Consider the following 17,609-nt stretch of genomic DNA (forward strand, 5'->3'; position numbering starts at 1 on the left):
GAGACGTCGAGCGGTGCCGGCAGCACGGGTGGCGGCCGGTGGCCGGGAGGCCGGTGCCGGAACTCGCGACCCGCGCTGCCGGAACTCCCGACTCGCGGATGGGTCAGGTCCGGAACCGCTCCCGGAGCACGTGCTTCTGGATCTTGCCCACCGCGGTGCGGGGGAACTCGTCGACGAAGTGGACCTGCCTGGGCGTGTTGTAGCCCGCCAGGTTCGCCTTGACGAACGCGGTGAGCTCCTCGGCCAGGCCGTCGGACGGTTCGCCGGCGGGCACGACGACCGCCACCACCTGCTCCTCGTAGACCGGGTCGGGCAGGCCGATCACCGCCGCGTCGGCGACGCCCGGGTGCTTGGCCAGGCAGTCCTCGACCTCCTTGGACCAGACGTTCTGGCCGCCGGAGCGGATCATGTCCTTCTTGCGGTCGACGATGGTGAGGAAGCCGTCGGCGTCGGCCACGGCGATGTCGCCGGTGTGCAGCCGGTCGCCCGCCAGCGCCGCCTTCGAGGCCTCCTCGTTGCGCCAGTACCCGCTCATCCGCGGGCCCCGGACGCAGATCTCGCCGGGCTCGCCGGGGGCGACCTCGTTGCCGTCGTCGTCCAGGAGGGCGACGTCGACGCCGGGCATCGCGCGTCCGATCGAGCCCCAGCGGTCGAAGACGTCCTCCGGGGGGCACCAGGTGACGAACGGGCCGCCCTCGGTCAGGCCGTAGGTGTGGGCGAACTGCACCTTGCCCTCGCGGGCGCCGAACGCGTCCGCGGTGCGGTCCATGATGCCGCTGGGGTCGTAGGCGCCGTAGTAGAGCAGCCGCACGGACGAGGTGTCGGTGTCCGGGAAGGACGGGTGCGTGATCAGCGCGTGCAGCATCGTCGGGACGCCGAGGACCACCGAGACCCGGTGCCGAGGCAGCAGGTCGAGCACCACGTCGGGATCGAACTCCCGCAGCAGGATCACCGTGGCCCCCATCAGCAGGAAGGGCTTCATGTGGTCCCAGTTGCCCACGTGGAAGGGCGGGAAGTAGTTCATGAAGACGTCGCGATCGTTCGCCCGCAGCGTCGCCGCCATGGCCAGGCCGTCGTCCACCGTGCGGCGGTGGGAGAGCATGGCGCCCTTGGGCTTCCCGGTGGTCCCCGAGGTGTAGAGGATCATGTGCGGGTCGCGCTCGTCGACCGTCAGCGGCGGCACGTCGACGGCGGCGGCGCTGAAGGCCTCCCAGTCGGCGCGGTCGCCCTCCGGGCCGGGGATCCGCAGCACCGGCAGGTCCGGGTGCGCGGCGCGGGCCTCCTGCGACACCTCGTCGTACTGCGCCTCGACGAACCACAGTGCCGGCTCGGAGTCGCCGATGGTGTACGCGTGCTCCGCACCGCGGTGCCAGAAGTTGAGCGGCACGAGGATCGCGCCGATCGAGGCGGTCGCGAAGTAGAGCTGGACGTACTCCAGGCTGTTCTTCGCCAGTACGGCGACCCGGTCGCCGTAGCCGATCCCGCGGGCGGTGAGCGCCCCGGCGGTCTCCTCGACGAGCTCCTGCAGGGCCGCGTAGGTGATCTCGCGACCGTCGACGACGAGGGCGACCGAGGCGCCGCGGGCGCGGGCGTTGTTCCGGATGATGTCCGAGACGAGCACGGTCAGGCCCTCCCCAGCAGCCGCAGGGCGTTGCCGCCCAGCCACTTGTCCATGACCTCGTCCTTCAGCGGCAGCGCGCGGACCTCGGCGACGAGGTCCGCCGGCGGGACGCCGAGCAGTGTCCAGGTGGAGGCGAACAGCACCTTGTCGGCGAGCTGGCGGTTGCCGAACTGCAGCAGCGGCTCCCAGCCGGAGTTCGGCCGGGTGAAGGTGCGCGGGCGGTGCGCGGAGAGGTCGACGTAGACGTTCTCGTGCCGCCAGGTCACCATCATCATGTCCTCGACCCACGGCCACGCCGCGTGCAGCGCGACGACCTTGAGGTCGGGGAACGCAGTGGCGAGGGCGTCGATGTACCGGGGGTGGCCGACGTCGTAGGCGGCGTCGAGCGACCAGTTGATCCCGGTGTGCAGCAGGACCGGCACCCCGAGCGCCTCGCACCGGCCGTACACCCGGGCCATCCGCGGGTCGTCCGGCAGCAGCTGCTGCTTGAACGGGGACAGCACCACCCCGGAGAGCCCGAGCTCGACGGCCTCGTCGACCGTGCGGGCCGCGTCGAGCTCCCAGGGGTCCACCCCGCCGAACCCGATCACCCGGTCCGAGTGCCGCTTCACGAAGTCCGCGACCAGCCCGTTGTCGGCGGTCGGCACGCCCAGCCGGGACCCGAAGGACTCGGTGTAGACCCCGGCGAGGCCGATCCCGCCGTCGTCGAGCATGCGGAGGAAGTCCTCCTCGGAGGGCACGCGCTCGCGCGCGGCCTCCCGCGCGGCGGACCACCGCTCGGTGACCTCGGCGTGGGTGCGGGCGGGCTTGAGCGTGCCGCCGAAGTGCTCGGCGTAGCCGCGCAGCCGGCCGTGGGTGACGGCCTCGGAGAGGGTGAACGCGTCCTCGTCGGGCACGGCGCCCGCCAGGAAGTCGACGATCATCGGGTGCCCTTCAGGATCTCGTCGGTGGACGCGGGTCGCTGCGCGGTGAACCGGGGCCGGCGGCCGTCGAGCGCCGCCGCCGCACCCTCGGCGTAGTCCGGCCCGCGGAAGGTCGCGAACGCCGCGGCCTGCTCGTCGGCGTCGTAGGCACGGCTGGGCCCGTCGCCGGCGAGGCCGTAGCAGCGGTGGATGCCCAGCTTGGTCAGCGGCAGCGCGTAGGCGGAGTACGCGGCGTAGCGCTGCGTCGCCCTCTCGACCTCGGCAGCGAGGTCGTCGGCCACCGCGGTGACCAGGCCCAGCTCGAGGGCCTCGGCGGCGGGCACCAGCCGGCCGCCGTAGATCAGCTCCTTGGCCTTGCCGATGCCGACGTAGGCCGTCAGCCGCTGCGCGGGGGACACGAAGCCGACCTTCATCTCCGGCAGCCCGATCCGGGCGTCGCTCGCGCAGATCCGGAAGTCGCAGGCCAGGGCGAGTTCCGTCGCGTTGCCGACACAGGGCCCGGAGATCGCCGCGACCGTGATCAGCGGCAGGTCCTCCACCTCGGCGAACAGCGCGTACTCGGTGGCGATGTAGTGCTTGTACTCCTCGTCGTCGAGCGACCCGAGGTAGCCCAGGTCCGCGCCGCCGGAGAAGACGGTGTCCTTGCCGGTGAGCACCAGGACGCGGACGGCGCGGTCCGCGGCGACCTCGGCCACCTTCTCCCGCAGCGCCTCGAGGGTGTCGACCGTGAAGACGTTCATCGGGTGGTCGCTCGCGAACCTGAGGGTCGCGATCGTGCCGTCGGCGTTCCGGTCGAGCGTGACGGTCATCGGGCTCCTTTCCCTGTCTCCCGGGGACCGTGGACGGCCCCGTCGTCGAAGAGGGCCGCGACCGCCGCGTCGTCGAGGCCGAGCACGTCGGCGAGGACCTCGGCGGTGTCGGCGGCGATCGGTCCGGTGGGTCGTCCCGGGCGCACCTCGGCGCCCGAGAAGCGGTAGGGGGCGGTCTGCAGGAGGACCTCGCCGTGGCCGGGCTGCCGGACGGGGCTGAGCGTGCCGCGCGCGACGAGGTGCGGGTCGGCGAGGTTCTCCCGGACCCCGCGGACCCGGGCGGCGGACAGGCCGTGCGCCACGAGGTGCTCGACCAGGGCGTCGGCCGTCGGCCAGGTGGCGGCCCAGGCCTCGATCCGGTCGTAGAGCGGCCCGGGGTCCGCGACGCGCGCCTGGACCGTGCCGTAGGAGTCGAGCAGCTCGGGCGCGTCCATGGCCTTCACCAGGCGCGCGAAGAAGACGTCGCCGCTCATGCCGTAGGCGAGGTGCGTGCCGTCCGCGCAGGTCGCGACGCCGGACGGGACGCTGGTGGTGTGCCGGTTGCCGTACTTGCCGCGCACCGCCTCGCCGTTCGTGAACGCGCCCGCCGCCGGCTGCTGGTCGATCATCGCGAACAGCGCGTCGAACGCCGAGATGTCGACGTGCGTGCCTTCGCCGGTGGTCGCGCGGTGGTGCAGTGCGGCGCCGATGCCGGCGAGCGCGTGCACCGCGGAGTTGACGTCGGCGAGCGCGGTGCCGAAGTGCATCGGCGGCCCGCCCTCCTCGCCGGTCAGCGACATCAGTCCGGAGTAGGCCTCGGCGACCAGCCCGAAGCCGGACAGGTGCGAGTACGGGCCGGTCGCCCCGAAGGTCGAGAGCGAGCAGAGGATCGTGGTGGCGTCCCGGCCGTGCAGCACGTCCCAGCCGAGGCCGAGCCGGCCCAGGACCCCGGGCGCGAAGTTCTCGACGACGACGTCGGCCCAGTCCGCCAGGCGCAGCGCCAGGTCGAGCCCGCGCGGGTCCTTGAGGTTCAGCCCGACGGACCGCTTGCCGGTGTTGTACTGCGCGTACGCGCTGGACACGTGGTCCTCCGGGTCGCCGACGGCGACCGGCAGCGCGCGCATGAGGTCGCCGGTCGGCTGCTCGACGCGGATCACGTCGGCACCCAGGTCGGCGAGCATGCGGGTGCAGAACGGCCCTGCGATCACGTGGCTCAGGTCGAAGACCTTCAGCCCGGCGTAGGGACCGGCCATGGGGGATGCACCTCCGTCGGTGCCGCGCCCGGCCCGACGCCGAACGCTCGTTCAGCGCACCGTAGGACGACTCACCTGCTTCGTCAACAGTGCTTTGAACGCTCGTTCAGAGCGGTTAGGGTGGCGGCATGGTCAGCGCCGAGAAGCCGGCCGCGCCCGTCGGGGCGCGTCGTGGAAGCCCCGGGGAGGGGCTGCCGCCCACCACGCTCGTGCTGCCGGGCGACGAGCCCACGGCGGCCGCTCTCATCGCGGCCGCCGTCGAGGTGATGGCGGTGCACGGTTACCACGGCACCTCGGTACGCGACATCGCCGCGGCCGCCGGGACCAGCCCGGCCGTGCTCTATCACCACTTCACCTCCAAGCACGGCCTGCTCGCGACGATGCTCGACCGCGGGATGGACGTGCTGATCGCGGCCACCGAGGAGGAGCTCGACCTGGCGGGCGAGGACCCGGCCGACCGGCTGCGGGCCGTCGTCCGGGCGCACGTGCGGGTGCACCTGGAGTCGCAGCGGGAGAGCCTGCTGGGCAACAGCGAGCTGCGCTCCCTCGAACCCGGCGCCCGGCGGCTGGTGGTGGCGAAGCGCGACGTCCAGCAGCGGATCTTCGACCGCGTGGTGCGGGACGGCGTGCGGCGCGGGGTGTTCGGCGCCGAGCACCCCGACGACGCGGCGCGGTTCGTCAGCGCCGCCTGCACGAGCACCGCCGCCTGGTACCGGCCCGGGGGACGCCTCGCCCCCGACGAGATCGTGGCCCGCTACCAGGAGATCGCGCTCGACACGGTGCGGTACCGGGGATGACGGCCGTCGTCCCGGACTCGCTGGCCGCCGCCCTCGAACGCGTGGTGGGTGGCCCGGTCACGGACCTGCGCCGGCTGTCGGCCGGTGCGAGCCGCGAGACCTGGTCCTTCGACGCGGGCGGGCGCGCCCTGATCCTGCGTCGCGACCCGCCGGAGGCCCCGGAGCCCGAGGGCATGGCGCGCGAGGCCGAGTGCTTCCGCGCGGCCGCCCGGGCCGGCGTCCCGATCCCCGAGCTGCTGGTCGCGGGCGACGGGACGGACGGGGTCGGCAGCCCGTACCTGCTGATGGAGCGGCTGGAGGGGGAGACCCTGCCGCCCCGCCTGCTGCGCGCGGAGCGGTTCGCCCCGGTCCGGCCCGGGCTGGCGCGGCAGTTCGGCGAGATCCTCGGCCGCATCCATGTCATCGACCCGGCGGAGGCGCCGCGGCTGGAGCACCACGCCGATCCGCTCGCTCAGCTGCGGGAGAGCCACGCCGCGTTCGGCGAGCCGCGGCCCGCGATGGAGCTGGTGTTCCGTCGGCTCGCCGAGACGCGGCCCGACCCGCTGCCGCCCGCGCTGGTGCACGGCGACTTCCGCAACGGCAACCTGCTGATCGACGACTCCGGCGTCCGCGCCGTGCTCGACTGGGAGCTCGCGCACGTCGGCGACCCCCGCGAGGACCTCGGCTGGGTGTGCGCGCGGGCCTGGCGGTTCGGGGCGGGCCCCGAGGTCGGCGGGTTCGGCCCGCGCGAGGAGCTGTTCGCGGGGTACGAGGCCGTCACCGGGGTCCGGCCCGATCCGGAGGTGGCCCGGTGGTGGGAGGCGTTCGCCTGCGCCCGGTGGGCGGTCATCTGCCGCATGCAGGCCGAGCGGCACCTCGGCGGCACCGAGCGGTCCGTGGAGATGGCGGTGCTGGGCCGGCGGATCGCCGAGGCCGAGCACGACGCGCTGCTCGCACTCGGCCTCACCGAGCCCGTCACCGTCGCGGACCCGATCGGCGGCCCGGCCCTCGTCGAGGAGCCGGTCGTGCACGACCGTCCCACGATCGACGAGCTGCTCGACGCGGTCACCGGCTTCCTGCGGGAGGAGCTGGCGCCGCCCGACCCGCGCACGGCCTACCTCGCCAAGGTCGCGGCCAACGCCCTCACGATCGCCCGCCGCGAGCTGCGGCTCGGGCCGGGGCAGCGCGCGGAGCACCGCGCCCGGCTGCTCGCCCTGGGCTGTGCCGACGACGGCGAGCTGGCCGCGCGCATCCGGGACGGCGCGCTGCCCGCCGACGGCCCGGACGTCGTCGCCGCGGTGCGCGCGTCCGTCACGGCGCAGGTCGTCGTGGCCAACCCGCGGTACCTGGCGCCCCCGCACCGGACCTGACATGTTCTACGACGAACGAGACGACAGGAGACATGCATGCGCGCAGCACGGGTGACCCGCACGGACGGGCCGCAGGCGCTGGAGATCGCCGAGGTCCCGGAGCCGGTGGCCGGGCCGGGCGAGGTGCTGATCGAGGTCAAGGCGGCCGGGGTCAACTTCCCGGACCTGCTGCTCACGCAGGACATGTACCAGTACAAGCCGGAGCTGCCCTTCACCCTCGGCGGCGAGCTGGCGGGCGTGGTCCGCGAGGCGCCGGAGGGCTCGGAGTTCTCGCCGGGCGACCGGGTCGCCGCGAGCACGTCGACCGGCGCCTTCGCGGAGCTGGCGAAGGCCCAGGTGCTCAGCGTGTTCCCGCTGCCGGACAACGTGAGCTTCGCCGCGGGCGCCTGCCTGCCGATGAACTACCTGACCATGACCTTCGCCCTGATCACCCGCGGCCAGCTGCAGAAGGGCGAGACCGTGCTGGTGCACGGCGCGGCCGGCGGCATCGGCACGGCCACGATCCAGCTCGCCAAGGCCCTGGGCGCCCGGGTGATCTCGGTGGTCTCCACCGAGGAGAAGGCGGACTTCGTGAAGTCCGTCGGCTCGGACGAGGCGGTGCTGGCGGACGGGTTCAAGGACGCCGTCAAGGAGCTGACCGGCGGCACGGGCGTCGACATGGTCGTCGACCCGGTCGGCGGGGACCGGTTCACCGACTCGCTGCGCTCGCTCGCCCCGCTCGGCCGGCTGCTGGTCATCGGGTTCACCGCCGGCGAGATCCCCACCGTCAAGGTGAACCGGCTGCTGCTCAACAACATCGACGTCCGCGGCGTCGGCTGGGGCGCCTACGCCATGCCGCGCGAGGGCTACACCCGCGCGGAGTGGGACAAGCTGATCCCGTACCTCGAGTCCGGGATCGTCGACCCGCCGATCGCCGGGACCTACCCGCTGGAGAAGGCGGGCGAGGCCGTCGCGCTGCTGGGCGAGCGGGGCGTGCTGGGCAAGGCGGTCGTCGAGCCCTAGTCGTCGCGGTCCCGGTCAGCGGTCAGGATCCGGCCGCAATGGGCCGGATACTGAGCGCGTGACCTCACCGAGCTCGCGGACGCTGCGGCTGCTCTCGCTCCTGCAGACCCACCGGTACTGGCCGGGGCCGGAGCTGGCGTCCCGGCTGGAGGTGTCCGTGCGGACCCTGCGCCGGGACGTCGACCGGCTCCGCGAGCTCGGCTACCCGGTCACGGCGACCCGGGGCGTCGACGGCGGGTACCAGCTCGCGGCCGGGGCGGCGCTGCCGCCGCTCGTCGTCGACGACGAGGAGGCGGTCGCGCTCGCCGTCGGCATGCAGGCGGCGACGCAGGGCGCAGTGGCCGGGATCGAGGAGCCGGCCCTGCGTGCGCTGACCAAGGTCGTGCAGGTCATGCCGCCGCGGCTGCGCCGCCGGGTCGACGCGTTGCGCGGGGTCACCGTGCCGAGCACCTGGGGTGCACCGCGGGCGGACGCGCTGGATCCCGAGGCGCTGATCGTCGTCGCGCAGGCCTGCCGGGACTCGGAGCGGATCGAGTTCACCTACACCGCCCGCCGGCCCGAGCCGACGAACGGTGCCGACGCCCGGGACCGCCCGCTCCGCGTCCGGCACGTCGAGCCGCACCGGCTCGTCCCGCTCGGCCGGCGCTGGTACCTGGTCGCCTACGACCTCGACCGGCACGACTGGCGCAGCTTCCGGCTGGACCGGCTCGCCGATCCGCGCCGCACCGGGGCCCGGTTCCGGCCCCGCGAGCTGCCGACCGCCGACGCCGCCGACTTCGTCCAGTCCGGCATCCGCAACCGCCCGGGCGCCTGGACGGTGGAGGCGGTGGTCGAGGCACCCGCCGAGCGCCTGGCCCACCTGGAGCGCTGGGCCACGATCGAGCCGGTCGGTCCCGACCGGTGCCTGCTCCGGATGGCGACCGACGACCTCGACTGGCCCCTGCTCGCCCTCGGCGGCTGCGGCGCGGAGTTCGAGGTGCGCTCGCCGCCGGAGCTCACCGACCGGGTGCGGGAGTGGGCGGAGCGGTTCCTCCGCGCCTCCGGCGCCCGTGCGCGGTGAGTGGTGCTCCGGCACCATCACACGGGCGGCGTCAGCCGCTGATCTGGACCGTGGTGTCGTCGCCGATGCCGGGCAGGCCGGGGCGGGTGACGGCGTCCGCGGTCAGCTCGCCGACCTCGGTGCGGATCACCAGACGGGTCACGGGGCCGAGGAAGGTGCTGGTCAGGACGGTGCCGGGCAGGCCGTCGGGGGCGCCGACGAGCAGCGCCTCCGGGCGGACCCGGGTGGTCCCGTCCGCGCCCGGGGCGATCCGGCCCCCGGAGACCGGCACCGTGTTCATCACGCCGACGAACTCGGCGACGAACGGGGTCGCGGGCCGCGCGTAGACCTCCTGCGGCACGTCGACCTGCTCCATCCGCCCCGCGTTGAGCACCGCCACCCGGTCCGCGACGGCGAGCGCCTCGGACTGGTCGTGCGTGACGAACAGGGTGGTGATCCCCTCGGCGAGCTGCAGCCGGCGGATCTCGTCCCGCAGTTGCACGCGCACCCGGGCGTCGAGCGCGGACAGCGGTTCGTCGAGCAGCAGCACGGACGGCCGGACGGCCAGCGCGCGGGCGAGCGCGACCCGCTGCTGCTGGCCGCCGGAGAGCTGGTGCGGGTAGGAGCCGCCGCGGTCGCCGAGCCCGACGAGCTCCAGCAGCTCCGCCGCGCGGCGGGCACGCTCGGCCCCGCCGACCTTGCGCATCCGCAGCCCGAAGGCGACGTTCTCGGCGGCCGTCATCGTCGGGAACAGGCTGTAGGCCTGGAACACCATTCCGGTGTCACGCCTGCTGGCCGGGACGTCGGTGACGTCCTTGCCGTCGATCCGGATCTCCCCGCTCGTCGGCCGGTCGAACCCGGCGAGCAGGCGCAGCGCCGTCGTCTTGCCGCAACCGGACGGGCCGAGCAGCGCGAGCAGCTCCCCGCGGCGCAGCGCCAGGTCCAGCCCGTCGAGGGCGCGGGTCTCCCCGAACACCCGGCTGACCCCGCGGAACTCGACCGCGGCGTCCGTCGCCGTCCCCGCGGGGGACTTCTGCACAGCGGTCACGATCTCCTCCGGGCCGATGGTCGGCTTCACGAGTTCCGCCTCGGTGTCGATGGTCGGCTTCACGAGTTCCGCCTCGGTGTCGATGGTCGGCTTCACGAGTTCCGCCTCCGGCGCGAGCCGACGAACGACACGGCCAGCAGCAGCACCCAGGTGAGCAGCAGGCTGGCCAGGGACAGGGCCACCGACACCCCCGCTGCGCTGCGGCCGACCTCCACGACGGCGATCGGGAAGGTGTCGGTGTAGAGCAGGATCCGCGCGATCACGATCTCGCCCAGCACGAGGGCGAGGGTCAGGAAGGCGGCGCCGAGCACCGCGCTGCGGATGGCGGGCAGGACCACCCGGACCAGCGCCGTCGTCATCCCGGCGCCGAGGTTGCGGGCGGCCTCCACGAGGGTCCGCAGCGGGATCGCGGCCAGCCCGTTGTCCACCGCGCGGTAGGCGAACGGCAGCGCGAGGATCACGTAGAAGGGTGTGAGCGCGCTGGTCGAGGAGTCGAACAGTGCCCGGAACACCGGCCCGCCCAGGTTGGCCTGCACGAACGCGATACCCGCCGCCATGACCACCGGCGGGATGACGATCGGCAGGATCGTCGCGCTCTCCAGCACGGCGGCCAGCGAGGGGAACCGCAGCCGCACCCACACCGCCGTCGGGACGACCAGGAGCAGCACGACCACCGCCGTCAGCGCCGCGATCCGCAACGAGGTGAGCAGCGAGGAGAGCAGCACCGGGTCCTCGGCGATCCGGGTGTAGTTGGCCACGCCGTAGCCACCGCCGGGGGACCGCAGGCTGAACTCCGCCGACGCGACCAGCGGGATCAGGAAGTAGAGCGCGGCCAGGGCGAGCACGACGACCCGCCAGCGGCGCCCCCGCCTCACCGCCGGCTCCAGCGCGCGGCACGCCGCTGCAACCACAGGTAGGCGACCATCACGATCCCGATCACCACCACCATGTCGAGGCCGAGCGCGAGCCCGACGTTGGCCTGCCCGACGAGCACGTTGCCGGACAGCGCGGACGCGATCGCCGTCGGCACGAGCGGGATGGAGCCGCTGGTCAGGGCCAGCGCGGTGGCGTAGGCGGCGAAGGCGTTGCCGAACAGGACGAGCGTCGCGCCGGCGAAGGCGGGCGCGAGCACCGGCAGCGCCACCAGCCGCCAGTAGGACCAGGCCGACGCGCCGAGGTTCTCCGCCGCCTCCCGCCACTGCGGCAGCAGCCCCTCCAGCGCCGGCGTGATCAGGATGACCATGAGCGGGATCTGGAAGTAGACGTAGGTCAGCGCGAGGCCGGTCAGCGAGTCGATCCGGAAGCCCGACCCGTACAGGTCGAACCCCGCCGACCGCAGCCACGCCGTCGCCAGCCCGGTCTGCCCCAGCGCCGCGATGAACGCGAACGCCAGGGGTACGCCGCCGAAGTAGGCGAGCACGCCCGAGGCGGTCGAGACGACGCGGCGCAACGGCGAGCGCGGCCGCGCCGTCAGGACGGCCTGGGCGAGGAAGGTGCCGAACACCGCCCCGATCACGGCGGTGACCGCGGACAGCAGCAGGCTCTGCCGGAACGCCGCGAGGTACTGCGGCGAGGTCAGCGAGGCGACGAGGTTGCCCAGGGTCGGGCGGCCGTCGGCGTCCGTGAACGCGCCGCTGATCACGAAGTACAGCGGCCCGCCGAGGAAGACCAGGAAGTAGAGCGCGAAGGGCAGCAGCCCCAGCGCGGCGCGCCACCGCCGCTCCGGACGCGCGGCGGGCGCGTCCGGAGCGGCGGTGGGCGTGTCCAGGAGCGACGTCACCGTGCGACGACCGGGATCAGGCCGTGGCGGTGGCCCACTGCTGGGCGACCACCTGCTTGGCCTTGTCGGTCTGCGCCTGCGTCGGGTACTGCGCGGTGCCCTGGACCGGCGGCAGCGCGGCGACCAGCTCCGGGGTGGCCGTGCCGGCCTGCTGCATCTGCGGCAGCCGGACCGGGCGGGCCTTGCCGGCCAGCCACAGGTTCTGGCCCTCGTCGGAGTAGAGGAACTCCTGCCAGAGCCGGGCCGCGGCCGGGTGCGGCGCGTTCTTGTTGATCGCCTGGGAGTAGAACTCGGCGAACAGCCCGTCGGACGGGACGTTCACCTTCCACTCGAAGCTCGCCTTCACCTTCTCGGCCTGCGCGACGTTGGTGTAGTCCCAGTCGAGCACGATCGGGGTCTGCCCGCTCTCGATCGTCGCCGCGTTCGGGTCGACCTTCAGCAGGTTGCCGCTCTTCGCGAGCTGCCCGAAGAAGGTCACCCCCGGCGTGATGTCGTCGAGCGAGCCGCCGTTGGCCAGCGCGCCTGCCCACACGGACGCGAACCCGGCCGCCGCCTGCGTCGGGTCGCCGTTGATCGCGACCTGGCCCTTGTACTCGGGCTTGGCGAGGTCCGCGATCGTGGTCGGGCAGTTCGCGACCAGCTTCGCGTTGCAGCCGATCGAGATGTAGCCGCCGTAGTCGTTCACCCAGGCACCGTTCGCGTCCTTGTTCGCCGCGGGGATGTCGTTCCACGTGGCGACCTGGTAGGGGGCGAAGAGCTGGGTGTTGCCGGTGGCGAAGGCCTGGCCGAGGTCCAGCACGTCCGGCGCGCGGTCCTGCGTGCCGAGCTGGTTGACGGCGTTGATCTCGTCCTGGCTGGAGCCCTCCGGGTTCGCCGAGTTCACGGTGATCCCGTACTTGTCGCCGAACGCCTTGATGATCGCGCCGTAGTTCGCCCAGTCCGGCGGCAGCGCGATGACGTTGAGCTGGCCCTCCTGCTTGGCCGCCTGCACCAGCGCGTCCATGCCGCCGCCCGCCTGGGCGGAGGTGGCCGTGGCCCAGCCGCCGGACTCGGAGGAGCCGCCGCCCCCGCCACCGCCGCCCGAGCTCACGCACGCCGTGGCCGCCAGGGCCACCGCGGCCACACCCGCCGCCAGGGCGCCGACCCGGCCCCACCTCTTCCGCACGTCCATCGTTCTCCTCACCGAACACTCCCGGCGGCGCGCGCCGCCGCGGCGAAGCCTCACCCCCACGGGCGGCCGGAAGGTGACCGGCAGCCGGCGGACGGGTGGCGCGCCGTCGTCCGGCCGGGGGAAGGCCGATCCGAAGGGGCGCAGGAAGTACCTATACCGCCGGGCGTCCCGCCGGGAGGGCCGTTACCGAGGTGTGACGGGAGATCGGCGGCTCCGACGTGCGGTGACCGCGTAACCCCGGGGCGTGCCCGGCCGAACACTCCGGGGGTGCATCACGGGGCGGGCTCGGCTGCTCCTTGCCGGGGGGGTGGACGGGAGGAGCGATGGGCACGCGGGCGGAGCGCGAGTGGATGGAGCTCGTCGCGGCGCTGATGGCCGAGCCGCTGGTGGACATGCCGGTGAACCGGCTGGCGGAGGCGCTGGCTCGCACCTTCGAGACCGCCGGGGTGACCTACAGCGAGGTCGCACCCGGCGAGCCGCTGCGGCACGTGTGGCTCGACGGCGGGCTCGGCGAGCACTTCGGCGAGCTGGCGGTGTGGAGCGCGTACCGGGCGCCCGTCGAGCACCCGCTGCTGCGCTTCCACCTCGCCACCGGGCTGTGGGTGCCGCGGCAGACCCTCGCCGTCCCGGCCGAGTACGACGACCGCTGGATCGCCGACGGCGGCCGGGACCTGGCCGAGCAGTGCTCGGCCCCGAACCAGCTGTCGCTGCCGCTGCGCGCGACGCCGCGGCTCGCGCGCTCGTTCGTGCTCGGGCGTCCCGAGCCGTGGTCGCCGGCGGAGGAGGCCCTCGTCGAGCGGCTGTGGCGGCTGCTCACCGGGCTCGAGCGGCAGGTCACCGCGCTGGCCACGGTCACCTCCGGCAAGGGGCGGGGGCCGGCGGAGATCCCGCTGACCCCGCGCGAGCAGGCCGTGCTCGGGCTGCTCGCGCAGGGCCTCACCGCGGGCACGATCGCGCGGCGGCTCGCCATCTCCCCGCGCACCGTGCAGAAGCACCTGGAGCGCTGCTACGTGAAGCTCGGGGTGACCGATCGGCTCTCCGCGGTGCTTCGCGCCCAGGCACTGCACCTGGTCTGAGGGACGGTCAGCGGCCGCCCCGGGCCATCCGCAGCACGTCCAGGGCGCTGTCCAGCTGCTCCTCGGTCAGCTTGCCGTTCTCCACGTGCCCGCGCTCCAGGACGACCTCGCGGATGGTGCGCCGCTCCTTGAGGGCCTGCTTGGCGATCGACGCCGCCTCCTCGTAGCCGATGTACTTGTTCAGCGGCGTGACGATCGAGGGGGAGGACTCGGCGTACTCGCGGGTGCGGTCGAGGTCGGCCTCGGCACCCGCAACCACCTTGTCCGCGAGCAGCCGCGCGACGTTGGACAGCAGCCGCGCGGACTCCAGGACGTTGCGCGCCATGACCGGCATCATCACGTTGAGCTCGAGGTTGCCCTGGCTGCCGGAGAAGGCGACGGTCGCGTCGTTGCCGATGACCTGCGCCGCGACCATCATCGTGGCCTCGCAGATCACCGGGTTCACCTTGCCCGGCATGATCGACGAGCCGGGCTGCAGGTCGGGCAGGTGCACCTCGGCGAGCCCGGTCCGCGGGCCGGAGGAGAGCCACCGCAGGTCGTTGGCGATCTTGTAGAGCGACACGGCGACGGTGCGCAGCGCGCCGGAGGCCTCCACCAGCCCGTCCCGCGAGCCCTGGGCCTCGATGTGGTCGGGCGCCTCGGCCAGCGCGTCGAGCCCGGTGGCCGCACGCAGCTCCTCGACGACGGCGGTGCCGAAGCCCTCCGGCGCGTTCAGCCCGGTCCCGACCGCGGTGCCGCCGATCGGCAGCTGGCCGAGCCGGGGGAGGACGTCGCGGACCCGCGCGGCGCCGTACTCGGCCTGGGTGGCCCAGCCGCCGGCCTCCTGCCCGAGGGTGATCGGCACGGCGTCCATCAGGTGGGTGCGGCCGGCCTTGACGACCTCGGCCCAGTCCTCGGCGCGGGTGCGCAGGGTCGCGGCGAGGTGCTCCAGGGCCGGCACGACGTCCGTCGCGAGGGCCTCGGTGGCGGCCAGGTGGATCGTGGTCGGGAAGACGTCGTTCGACGACTGCGAGGCGTTGACGTGGTCGTTCGGGTGCACGTCCTGTTCGGACGCCCGGGTGGCCAGCGTCGCGATGACCTCGTTCGCGTTCATGTTCGACGAGGTGCCCGAGCCGGTCTGGAAGACGTCGACCGGGAAGTGCGCGTCGTGCTCGCCCGCGGCCACCTCGTCGGCGGCGTCGGCGATGGCCCCGGCCAGCTTCTCGTCGAGCACGCCGATCCGCCCGTTCACCCGCGCGGCGGCCCCCTTGACCAGGCCCAGGGCGCGGATCTGCGCGCGTTCGAGACCGCGCCCGGAGATCGGGAAGTTCTCGACGGCACGCTGGGTCTGCGCACGGTAGAGGGCGGAGGCCGGGACCCGGACCTCGCCCATGGTGTCGTGCTCGATGCGGAAGTCGCCGGTGCCGCCGGCCGCGTCGTCGCTCATGGCCTCATCCTCCGCCGGAGGGTGTCCTTACCGCTCGGTCCGATGACCCGGATTACATCCTCCGTGGTACCGGGAACGCGCGCTCGGTCGAGGGTCCTGCGCCGGCCGGGCGGATTCGCCGAGCCCGGGTATGTGCAGCGGTAACGATCAGCTCTCCGTATCGGAGCCACTACGCAGGCGGTGTCGACGGAGGGGGTCGAGACGCCATGAGGGAACGCGACGACGGGGATTGGCTGGAGTTCACCGCCGAGTTGTTGCGGGAGCCGCTGACGGAGCTGCCGCTGGATCGCGTCACGTTGATGTTGCGGGAGACGTTCGGCTGCGGCGGTGTCGCCGTCAACGACATCCGGAGGGACGGCACGATCGACGGTAGAGTACTGCCGCTGGAGGCGACGCTCGAGGGGCACCGGGCGGACCTCGAAAGGTGGGCGTCGGGCAATGCGCACAACCACCCGATCGCGCAGTACTACCGGACGACCGGCGACGTCCGGCTGATGCAGGTGGCCGAGGTGCCGAGCACGCTCGTGGACCTACGGGCGTACGGCGAGGGCGAGGCACTGCTCCGGGACTGCGGGGTCGGCCAGCAGTTGGCCTTCCCGATCGGGACCCCCGGCGCGCCGCCGCGCGTGCTGGTCGTCGGCAAGCCCGAGGTGTACGGCGCCGAGGAGATGAGGCTGGCGCACCGTGTCTGGCGGGTGCTCAGCGGTCTCGACCGCCAGGCCCGCGCCTACGCGGCGGCCCTGCGCAACGCCTCGCCCTCCGGCCGTGAGGTCGCGAGTGCCATCCGGCTCACCCCCCGCGAACGCGCGGTGCTCGGACTGCTCGCCGAGGGCCTGACGGCCGGGGCGATCGCGCGGCGGCTCGACATCGCCGAGCGCACCGTGCACAAGCACCTCGAGCGCTGCTACTCGAAGCTCGGGGTCGCCGACCGGCTCACGGCGGTGCTGGCGGCACAGCGGCTCGGGCTGGTGGCCTGAGTCGGGCGGCCGACGCCGCCCCCGGGCCCTGAGAGGCGATCAGCTTCCCTCGTTCGGCCGAACGGGTGGATACGCAAAGTTGTCGATGCCCCCGTCCGGGTCCATGGAGCAGGATGTGATCCGAGCCACCGGAGGGGCGGTGGCCCAGGGGTGGCACCCGTCGGGTGTCCGATCCGGCGCGGGGCAGGGCACGGCCCCGCGCCGGGCACCCCGTTCCCCGCAGGTGCGCCCGGGTCAGGGCAGCGGCGGGGCCTCGACGTCCTCGTGGCTCGGGCTGTCGAAGTCGATCGACGCGTACTCGCGCAGCTTCGTGAGCCGGTGGTAGCCGTCGATCAGGCGCACCGTGCCGGACCTGGACCGCATGACGATGGACTGCGTGGTGCAGCCGCCGGCGCGGTAGTGCACGCCGCGCAGCAGGTCCCCGTCCGTGACGCCGGTGGCGCAGAAGAACACGTTCTCCCCGGTCACGAGCTCGTTCGTGGTGAGCACGCGGTCGAGGTCGTGCCCGGCGGCGACCGCCTTCGAACGCTCCTCGTCGTCCTTCGGCCACAGCCGGCCCTGGATCTCGCCGCCCATGCACTTGAGCGCGGCGGCGGCGATGATCCCCTCGGGGGTGCCGCCGATGCCCACCAGCATGTCCACGCCGGTGCTCGGGCGGGCGGCGGCGATCGCGCCGGCCACGTCGCCGTCGGAGATGAAGCGGATCCGCGCGCCGGTGGCCCGCACGTCCTTGACCAGCTGCTCGTGGCGGGGGCGGTCGAGGATGGTGACCGTGACGTCCCGGACGTCGATCTCCTTGGCCTTGGCCACCGCGCGGATGTTGTCGCCGACCGGCTTGGTGATGTCGATGGCGCCCGCGGCGTCCGGCCCGACCGCCAGCTTCTCCATGTAGAACACCGCCGAGGGGTCGAACATCGCGTCCCGCTCCGCGACGGCGAGCACCGCCAGGGCGTTGGGCATGCCCTTGGCCATCAGGGTGGTGCCGTCGATGGGGTCGACGGCGACGTCGCACCACGGGCCCTCGCCGTTGCCGACCTGCTCGCCGTTGTAGAGCATGGGCGCCTCGTCCTTCTCGCCCTCGCCGATCACGACGATGCCGCGCATCGACACGGTCCCGATCAGGTGGCGCATCGCGTCGACCGCCGCCCCGTCGCCGCCGTTCTTGTCGCCGCGGCCGACCCAGCGCCCCGCCGCCATCGCGGCGGCCTCGGTGACGCGCACCAGCTCCATGGCCAGGTTGCGGTCCGGGGCCTCGCGGCGTCGCTCGGGCTTGGGTCCAGTCATCGGGCCTCCTTGGCTCGGGGTTCACCGGTCGCATCGCGGAGGTCGGCGGCGCGGCCGGCCTCCGGCCCCGCCGCG

The 17,609-nt window shown here is 73.7% G+C and carries 16 protein-coding genes; 6 read left to right on the plus strand and 10 right to left on the minus strand.

The window, feature by feature from the left end; all coding sequences use genetic code 11:
- Positions 1-103: 103 nt before the first annotated feature.
- From ABD990_RS26085 to ABD990_RS26100, 4 genes are read right to left on the minus strand one after another with little or no spacing between them, the layout of a single operon-like run.
- Positions 104-1,621, minus strand: a complete 1,518-nt coding sequence (locus tag ABD990_RS26085; protein ID WP_345383387.1) for a class I adenylate-forming enzyme family protein — start codon at positions 1,619-1,621, stop codon at positions 104-106.
- 2 nt (positions 1,622-1,623) lie between these two features.
- The gene (locus tag ABD990_RS26090) at positions 1,624-2,544 is read right to left on the minus strand and encodes an amidohydrolase family protein (RefSeq protein WP_345383388.1); all 921 of its coding nucleotides are present in this window, start codon (positions 2,542-2,544) and stop codon (positions 1,624-1,626) included.
- On the minus strand, positions 2,541-3,353 hold the full coding sequence (locus ABD990_RS26095; RefSeq protein WP_345383389.1) for an enoyl-CoA hydratase/isomerase family protein: 813 nt from the start codon (positions 3,351-3,353) through the stop codon (positions 2,541-2,543). Before ABD990_RS26095 ends, ABD990_RS26090 begins: the two co-directional genes overlap by 4 nt.
- Positions 3,350-4,585 (minus strand): CaiB/BaiF CoA transferase family protein, encoded by a 1,236-nt coding sequence (locus tag ABD990_RS26100; RefSeq protein WP_345383390.1) that lies wholly within the window; start codon positions 4,583-4,585, stop codon positions 3,350-3,352. Before ABD990_RS26100 ends, ABD990_RS26095 begins: the two co-directional genes overlap by 4 nt.
- Before the next feature lie 128 nt (positions 4,586-4,713).
- On the opposite strand from ABD990_RS26100, the gene ABD990_RS26105 reads away from it, so the two are divergent.
- From ABD990_RS26105 to ABD990_RS26120, 4 genes are read left to right on the plus strand one after another with little or no spacing between them, the layout of a single operon-like run.
- Positions 4,714-5,382, plus strand: coding sequence for a TetR-type transcription factor C-terminal domain-containing protein (locus ABD990_RS26105; protein WP_345383391.1), 669 nt, complete (start codon positions 4,714-4,716; stop codon positions 5,380-5,382).
- A complete protein-coding gene (locus ABD990_RS26110; RefSeq protein ID WP_345383392.1) occupies positions 5,379-6,731 on the plus strand; it encodes a phosphotransferase family protein in 1,353 nt (450 codons plus the stop codon). Before ABD990_RS26105 ends, ABD990_RS26110 begins: the two co-directional genes overlap by 4 nt.
- Positions 6,732-6,767: 36 nt before the next feature.
- The gene (locus tag ABD990_RS26115; RefSeq protein ID WP_345383393.1) at positions 6,768-7,733 is read left to right on the plus strand and encodes an NADPH:quinone oxidoreductase family protein; all 966 of its coding nucleotides are present in this window, start codon (positions 6,768-6,770) and stop codon (positions 7,731-7,733) included.
- A 58-nt stretch (positions 7,734-7,791) separates the two neighbouring features.
- Positions 7,792-8,793 (plus strand): helix-turn-helix transcriptional regulator, encoded by a 1,002-nt coding sequence (locus tag ABD990_RS26120; protein WP_345383394.1) that lies wholly within the window; start codon positions 7,792-7,794, stop codon positions 8,791-8,793.
- Positions 8,794-8,824: 31 nt separating this feature from the next.
- Here ABD990_RS26120 and ABD990_RS26125 read toward each other — a convergent pair whose 3' ends face one another.
- From ABD990_RS26125 to ABD990_RS26140, 4 genes are read right to left on the minus strand one after another with little or no spacing between them, the layout of a single operon-like run.
- The gene (locus ABD990_RS26125; protein ID WP_345383395.1) at positions 8,825-9,916 is read right to left on the minus strand and encodes an ABC transporter ATP-binding protein; all 1,092 of its coding nucleotides are present in this window, start codon (positions 9,914-9,916) and stop codon (positions 8,825-8,827) included.
- Positions 9,913-10,695, minus strand: coding sequence for an ABC transporter permease (locus tag ABD990_RS26130; RefSeq protein ID WP_345383396.1), 783 nt, complete (start codon positions 10,693-10,695; stop codon positions 9,913-9,915). The genes ABD990_RS26125 and ABD990_RS26130 overlap by 4 nt, the downstream gene beginning before the upstream one ends.
- A complete protein-coding gene (locus ABD990_RS26135; RefSeq protein ID WP_345383397.1) occupies positions 10,692-11,600 on the minus strand; it encodes an ABC transporter permease in 909 nt (302 codons plus the stop codon). The genes ABD990_RS26130 and ABD990_RS26135 overlap by 4 nt, the downstream gene beginning before the upstream one ends.
- Before the next feature lie 16 nt (positions 11,601-11,616).
- Complete coding sequence (locus tag ABD990_RS26140) at positions 11,617-12,771, minus strand: ABC transporter substrate-binding protein (protein ID WP_345383398.1); 1,155 nt, start codon at positions 12,769-12,771, stop codon at positions 11,617-11,619.
- A 323-nt stretch (positions 12,772-13,094) separates the two neighbouring features.
- Here ABD990_RS26140 and ABD990_RS26145 point away from each other — a divergent pair, with 323 nt between their 5' ends.
- Positions 13,095-13,847 (plus strand): helix-turn-helix transcriptional regulator, encoded by a 753-nt coding sequence (locus ABD990_RS26145; RefSeq protein WP_345383399.1) that lies wholly within the window; start codon positions 13,095-13,097, stop codon positions 13,845-13,847.
- Between the two features lie 7 nt (positions 13,848-13,854).
- On the opposite strand, the gene ABD990_RS26150 is transcribed toward ABD990_RS26145, so the two are convergent.
- Positions 13,855-15,273, minus strand: coding sequence for a class II fumarate hydratase (locus ABD990_RS26150; protein WP_345383400.1), 1,419 nt, complete (start codon positions 15,271-15,273; stop codon positions 13,855-13,857).
- A 206-nt stretch (positions 15,274-15,479) separates the two neighbouring features.
- Between ABD990_RS26150 and ABD990_RS26155 the strand changes: the two genes are divergently transcribed.
- Positions 15,480-16,250, plus strand: a complete 771-nt coding sequence (locus ABD990_RS26155) for a helix-turn-helix transcriptional regulator (protein ID WP_345383401.1) — start codon at positions 15,480-15,482, stop codon at positions 16,248-16,250.
- Positions 16,251-16,484: 234 nt separating this feature from the next.
- On the opposite strand, the gene glpX is transcribed toward ABD990_RS26155, so the two are convergent.
- Positions 16,485-17,534, minus strand: coding sequence for a class II fructose-bisphosphatase (gene glpX / locus ABD990_RS26160; protein WP_345383402.1), 1,050 nt, complete (start codon positions 17,532-17,534; stop codon positions 16,485-16,487).
- Positions 17,535-17,609 lie beyond the last annotated feature (75 nt).

The sequence above is a fragment of the Pseudonocardia yuanmonensis genome, from assembly GCF_039542425.1.
Classification (GTDB): Bacteria; Actinomycetota; Actinomycetes; order Mycobacteriales; family Pseudonocardiaceae; genus Pseudonocardia; species Pseudonocardia yuanmonensis.